General features: G+C 34.7%; 6 protein-coding genes and 1 pseudogene. 1 reads left to right on the top strand and 6 read right to left on the bottom strand.

The genetic code is table 11. The features are described 5' to 3' along the window. Positions 1 to 804 precede the first annotated feature (804 nt). Positions 805 to 1041, top strand: a complete 237-nt coding sequence (locus tag CJP74_RS06955; RefSeq protein ID WP_119497648.1) for a tautomerase family protein — start codon at positions 805 to 807, stop codon at positions 1039 to 1041. 71 nt (positions 1042 to 1112) lie between these two features. Here the strand turns inward: CJP74_RS06955 and CJP74_RS06950 are convergent, their stop codons facing one another. From CJP74_RS06950 to dapF, 6 genes and pseudogenes are all read right to left on the bottom strand, one after another. Beyond that, the gene (locus CJP74_RS06950; RefSeq protein WP_119497646.1) at positions 1113 to 1880 is read right to left on the bottom strand and encodes a hypothetical protein; all 768 of its coding nucleotides are present in this window, start codon (positions 1878 to 1880) and stop codon (positions 1113 to 1115) included. Positions 1881 to 2645: 765 nt separating this feature from the next. Next, on the bottom strand, positions 2646 to 2879 hold the full coding sequence (locus tag CJP74_RS06945) for a hypothetical protein (protein ID WP_119497644.1): 234 nt from the start codon (positions 2877 to 2879) through the stop codon (positions 2646 to 2648). 6 nt (positions 2880 to 2885) lie between these two features. After that, positions 2886 to 3596 (bottom strand): GTPase-activating protein, encoded by a 711-nt coding sequence (locus tag CJP74_RS06940; protein WP_119497642.1) that lies wholly within the window; start codon positions 3594 to 3596, stop codon positions 2886 to 2888. Between the two features lies 1 nt (position 3597). Next, complete coding sequence (gene era / locus CJP74_RS06935; RefSeq protein WP_119497640.1) at positions 3598 to 4500, bottom strand: GTPase Era; 903 nt, start codon at positions 4498 to 4500, stop codon at positions 3598 to 3600. Positions 4501 to 4559: 59 nt separating this feature from the next. Continuing rightward, on the bottom strand, positions 4560 to 5324 hold the full coding sequence (gene rnc / locus CJP74_RS06930; RefSeq protein WP_119497638.1) for a ribonuclease III: 765 nt from the start codon (positions 5322 to 5324) through the stop codon (positions 4560 to 4562). 398 nt (positions 5325 to 5722) lie between these two features. Then, a pseudogene (gene dapF, locus CJP74_RS06925) lies at positions 5723 to 6538 on the bottom strand (diaminopimelate epimerase); the annotation flags it as partial. Between the last annotated feature and the right edge of the window lie 265 nt (positions 6539 to 6803).

The following is a 6803-nucleotide window of genomic DNA, read 5'->3' as shown; positions in this document are numbered from 1 at the left end:
AAGTAAAATAGGCAATTTGATTGTATACAAATAAACAATTTCAAAGTATACAAATAGGCAATTTGAATGTATACACATTAGAGAATTTACTTATTTAACTTATCATTGCGTATAAGGAAGCTAAAGTAAAATAGGCAATTTGATTGTATACAAAATTAACAAGTTCAACCTATACAAATAGGCAATTTAAATGTATACACATTTTAGAATTAACTTATTTAACTTATCTTTGCGTATAAGGAAGCTAAAGTAAAATAGGCAATTTGAATGTATACAAAATTAACAAGTTCAACCTATACAAATAGGCAATTTAAATGTATACATATTATAGAATTTGCTTATTTAACTTATCTTTGCGTATAAAGATGCTAAAGTAAAAATAAGCAATTTGATCGTATACAAATAAGCAATCTCAAATTATACAAATAGGCAATTTGAATGTATACACATTAGAGAATTTGCTTATTTAACTTATCTTTGGATATAAGTAAGCTAAAGTAAAATAGGCAATTTGAATGTATACAAAATTAACAAGTTCAACCTATACAAATAGGTAATTTGAATGTATACACATTTTAGAATTTACGATTTTAACTGATCTTTGCCTGTAAGTAAACTAAAGAAAAAATAAGCAATTTGAATGTATACATATAAGCAATTAGATTGTATACAAAGTGTATCCCTATGACCTTTTCACAAGATATTTTTCTATTAAGTCGAAAGTTTGAGAAATCGCTTATTTTAAATCTACGAATTTGCCTATATAATAAACCTAGTAAATAAATAAAGTTTAAGGATTTAACTATGCCTCACATTACTATTAAAGCTTTCCCAAGAAATCTATCTCCAGAGCAATTAGAAAAACTTGAGCAAGCTGTAACTCAAACTATTATTGAGCAATTAAACGCAACTCCAGAATCAATTTCAATTGATTTTGTGGAGTATGATCCAGCAACTTGGCAAGAAAAAGTTGTTGATGTAGAAATCAAACCAAGATTAGAAAAACTACTCCGTAAACCTGGTTATCCAATCGGAGACTAAAAAAAAGAGCCCTTTGTGGCTCTTTTTAATTTTTCTATGGCTATTAATTTTCTTCTTTATTCTTTTCTAACTTACTTACCAGTATAAGTAGCACTATCGTTGCTATCTATAATTTTGGTATTTAAACCTAAAGTATACTGGAAGAGATTTAAAATATTAATTGCTTGCTGTGCCTCGTTAGATGTAACTGCAGGACGTAAGCTATATTTGAAATTAAATTTTGGGGTAATATCTTTGGCTTCAATACGAGCTGCTACAACTACAGGATTAACTATCTGAGCTATATAGTTGTAGGCGTACACTTCATTTGGGTGTAGAGTAAAACGAATACGTTTGTACTCAAGTTGAGCAAAGTTTGCGTTAGTCAGATCTGAAATAAATCTATCTTGATCCACAAAAGCTAAAGCTACTGGAACAAAGGTACTACAAATAGCTTCCCATTTACCTTTTGTTTGAGGCTCAGGACGGTTGTAGTTAAAAGCTGCGAGGTGTGAGCATTTTGTGGCAAATTGATACACTATATCACTATTAGGGATAGAGTAGATACCGTCTTTGATTTGGTAAGGTAAAACAGGGATTAAAGCTGTAGAAAGCTGTGTATAGTAACTATCGTAAGAAAGATTAGTTAAATTAGCAATACTTGCTAAAAAAGTATTAATTGCCCCTTGTGCTTTTTTGAGGAGAACTTGATGGGTAGCAAAGTATTTTGCTACTCTATCTTCTGCTTGCTCTTCCATACTACCTGTTGTAGCAGCAAGTGACATAGCACTAGTTCCACCAAAGATGAACACTAAGCTTAGTGCTTTAACAAGAGGTGTGATAAATGTATAAGAGGACATATAGTATTTCTCAAGAACTCTGTTACTTGTAATATTTTTTGTCTATAAGTTCAAGATTTATAGCTAAAAGAAATAATTGGAATTTATAAACAGAGTTAAGCAAATTGGAACCTAACTCCTTAAAATCTCGGAGTTATACTTATATTTTATTATAAATTTAGGCTCGTTGAATAAGTTTTACAAGTTAAAAACTTTTAACTATGTTTATTAGACAAATAATAATTATAAAATGTCTCAATTTTTAGGTAAAAATTCGAGAAAAAATTGACAAAAATTTTCTCTAAGTTGCGGATAAATAACTAAAATACACTTTTCACTTTTATAAATTATCTTTATAAAACAAAATATAAGCAAAAGCCGATTTATAAGCAAATTAGTCAAGAAATAGCATAAAAAACCTGAGAAAAATTAAGGAAATCTAGGCGAGATCTTGTTTAATTTTACCTATAACTAAATATAGATAAATTTAGAGGTAGAAATAATAAAATCAAGGGAAAACCTTGCCTGATTAATATCTTTTAGTTGTTAAAGGGGTAAAAACAACCTTAATTGAAAGAGATAAAAGGTACATTATGCAAAACTTAAACCTCAAACTCAAATACAAATAGCAAGCTCAAAAGTCTAAAATCAAAAACTCATCCCCCCAACCCCAAACTCAAATACAAATCCCAAGCTCAAAATCCAAAAAACTCAAATCCCAAAAAACAAAACCCCTAAAACGCAAAAAAGACTGGCTCGCACCAGTCCTTTTGTTTTTTATTTTTATTATTTATCTTGTGAAGCTCGCCAGGTATTAACCCCTTTTTCCGCGTATTCACGGGCAAGTTCAGCACGCTCTAACTCTTTGAGTTTAGCTTCTTTTTCTCGTTGTTCTTGAGCTAGTTTACGCATTACTCTTACTTTAGTAATTTTTAACCAAAGAACTACTAGAATAATTAGTAAAATAGCAAAAACTGCACAAAAAGAGTAGAGATATACACCTAATTCAGATACTTGCATAGGCTATTACCATTGGGTATTTTCCCAAAGATCGAGTAACTCGTCTCCAGAAAGTTTGTCTTTTTTCTTCTTTTTGTTTGCCAGAAGTTTTTCTGCTTGAGCTTGCGTCGCAGTATAGTCTGTATTACGTCCTGCTTTATAGTCGCGAGATTTAATACGACGATCTTCTTTTTCAGCATGCTGAGGTTTAGCTTCTTTACGTGCTTTTTTGCTAGCAGCTAATTGAGCAAAGAACTCTGCTTCTTTGCCTGGCTCTACGCCAGCTTTTTCAAGCATACGTAATTGAGCTTTACCTAGTTTACTCACATCAAACTCTTTGCCTTCTTTGTTGTCTTTGTTAGAGGCAGCTTGAGCTCTTTCTTGTTTACGTGCTTTAGCACGAGCTTGAGCTTGTAAAGTAGAAGCTGCAACAAGTTCACCATTAACAATAACAAGATCTTGGCTTTGTCCTGTAGCTTGTGCAGTTTCTTCTGCTTTTGCTTGAGCTACAGTTTGCAGTTTGTTATTTACTAAAGGCTTGTCACGCCCTGGAATAAAAATTGGAATAGCACGAGCAGGTTTGCTTTGTTCAGTTTGAGCTGTAGCTTGCGCTTGTTCTTTAGCCTTAGCATTAGGGTTTGAGCGCGAGCCCGAAGCATTACCTGTACGCTTTTTTTTCTTTTTCAGTGCCCAAGATAATTCATTAGCTTCGGCACGTGTTAATTTACGTTTTGTCATATTATTCGTCTAGATAGCCTAAAGAACGTAAGGCACGTATATCATCCGACCAACCTTTTTTCACTTTAACCCAGAGGTTCATATTTATCGGACGCTCGAGAGCCTTACTCAGGTCGATACGAGCTTCAGTACCTATACGTTTAATTTTTTCACCATTTTTTCCGATAATAATGCGTTTTTGTCCATCGCGATCAACAAGAATTACGGCATCTACATTGATCCCTCTTGGGGTCATAGTAAAGCGTTCAATTTCCACGCTAGTGGCATATGGAAGTTCATCGCCCAGTAAACGCATGAGTTTTTCTCGAATGAATTCGGCAGCCATAAAGCGACCACCTTTATCAGTTACTTGATCCTGATCATAGTGGAACTCGCCTAAAGGTAAGAACTTAGCCGTTAATTTAACTAGAGCATCTAGGTTGTCACCTTTTTCTGCTGAAATTGGAATCATATCTGCCCAAGGGTATTTTTCTTGCATCTCTTGTAAGTAAGGAAGCAGTTTTGCCTTGTCAGCAATTTGATCAACTTTATTTAAAACGAGAATTACCGGAGATTTTTGTTGTTTAAGTTTGCTTAACACTAAAGCATCGTCGTCAGTCCATTTGGTACCTTCTACGACAAAGTAAAGTACATCCACGTTCGCAAGCACTGAGCTAGCTGTACGGTTCATTACTTTATTCATTTGTGTCGTTTCTTTCAGGTGAATCCCTGGACTATCAACAAAGATTAATTGGGCATTATCTTCGGTTAAAATCCCGAGGATACGGTGCCTTGTTGTTTGAGGTTTAGAAGAAGTAATGGCAATTTTTTGGCCTAAGAGAGCGTTCATTAAAGTAGATTTACCTACATTTGGACGACCTACAATACCAATATAGCCACAACGTTTGTTTTCGGTATTTGTCATATACTTATCATGAAAAGTGCCGCTGCTAAGAGCGGCTAATTTGGGCCGCAAACGTCCGATTAGAGGTGTTGCACCTTATCGAGTTGTTCTTGGCTTAAAACATCAGAAGAACGGAGTTTACGGATCATTAAACTTGCAGCCTCTTGTTCGGCTTTACGTTTATTTTTTCCTACTCCTGGCGTACGATAGTTTAATTCGTTAATTACACATTCAGCAAAAAAGGTCTGATTGTGAGATTTACCTTCAGTACGCACGAGAACATAATTAGGTTTGTTTTTGAATAACTCTTGCACAATTTCTTGCAGCAGAGTTTTTGGATCACGATAGCCTGTACGGAAGGCTTCTTTGTGATTTAATTGATCTTTGAAAATATTGAGTACTACTTTTTCGGTAGTCTCAAAAGAACCTGAATCTAAATAAATAGCCGCACAAATAGCTTCAACTGTGTCTTCAAGAATTGAATCACGAGTACGACCGTTATTTTGGATTTCGCCTTTAGCCAGACGAATATAATAGCCTAGATCCAGATTACGGGCAATGCTACATAAAGAGCTACCACAAATTAATGCCGAACGCATTTTTGTAAGAGCCCCTTCGTCAACATCTTTAATGGTATTGAAAAGATACTTGCCGATTACAAAGTTTACAATACTATCACCTAAAAACTCGTAGCGTTCGTAGTTTTCTAAATTACAATAACTCGAATGGGTTGTAGCTACGCGTAGATGGTGAATATTTTTGAATTTATAGCCCAACTTGCGTTCCAAGTTAATTAACTCTGAATCAGCAGCATTTTCTTGATGAATGATATGTGAATTTGGCATAAGAATATATTTTGCGTGGATGATTAAAGAGAACTTCGCACCAGAATATATACTAAGCCGATAGGTAAGAATTTCGTGAGAAACGCTTACCTATATGCTTCATATTATGGTAGAAGAGAAAAAATAAGTGGGGTTTTTCACCTGTTATATTATACTTGATTTTTTCCGATAAGTCTTGACTAATAATAAAAAAGAGTACAAAAAAATTGTACTCTTCTTTACCAAGACCTAAATTTCTAATCAATTTTGCCTGAACGAATTTTGAAGTTAGTTGGATCGTTAATAAAACTTTCTTCCGTTTGCTCTGGTTCTTGCTCTTTGTTAGCAAATTCAGTACCACGTGCTTGTTGAGCAAGGTAATTAGCACGAATTTGACGAATGGTCGTTGAGTTAATTTTGCCAGAATAAACAAAAGAAGCAGGACCTGTCATAAATAGAGGTTCACCATCTACGCCACTCCACTCAATGGTTAAATCCCCACCTAATGTATGCACGGTAATAGGTTTACCCTTAGCAAGATTACCTTGGAGAATACCTACAGCTACCGCTCCACAACAGCCCGAACCACAAGCTTGAGTTTCTCCTGCACCTCTTTCCCATACGCGTACATATACTTCAGTAGGAGAAATTACTTGCATAAATGGCACATTTGTACGTTCAGGGAAGCGTTCATGGTGCTCAATAATTGGACCTAGCTCAGCTACTTTAGCTTGGTTAATATCATCAACGGTAATAACACAGTGAGGGTTACCCATGCTCACTACCCCACACAGTTGTACACCTAGAGGTGTAGGGATCATATAGTGGTGTTCTGGAGCTCGAGCGACAAATGGGATTTTACTTGGTTGCCAAATTGGAGCTCCCATATTAACGCGAACACTATTGCGGTTAATACTAAGTACCATACGTCCACTATTGGTGGTTACATGGATATCGTTTTTATCGGTTAAACCATGCATGGTTACATATAAGGCAAAACAACGTGCCCCGTTACCACATTGGTTTACTTCACTACCGTCGGCATTGAAAATACGATAATGAAAATCTGTGTCTGGATCATATGGGGGTTCGATTAATAACAGTTGATCAAAACCTATGCCTCTATGACGATCAGCCAGAGCACAAATAGTTTTTGGGTTGAGATATACTTTTTGGGTTAATGACTCAATAACCATGAAGTCATTCCCTAAAGCATGCATTTTTGCAAAGTGCATAGAATTATTTCCAAGTTGAATTTTAAATTAATTTTTTCCTTTACTATTGTAACAAATCCGGCAAGAGGGGGCAAAGGTATATTACATGGCAAGAAGTAATTTAACCAAGCTTTATGAGATGAAAATTAATTAAATTAATCCAAGTTAAAGCTAAAGAAAAGAAAAAAAATAAATTTATGGATTTTGCTTAAAGAAAGAGATAGAGGGAAAAGGGATATGACTAAAATTAGTGGTCAAAGTTATAGCAAAAATTAGTGCTCAAGTA

The sequence above is a fragment of the Psittacicella melopsittaci genome (assembly GCF_003585925.1).
In the GTDB taxonomy this organism is placed as follows: Bacteria; Pseudomonadota; Gammaproteobacteria; order Enterobacterales; family Psittacicellaceae; genus Psittacicella; species Psittacicella melopsittaci.
This window is presented reverse-complemented; position numbering and strand designations above follow the sequence as displayed.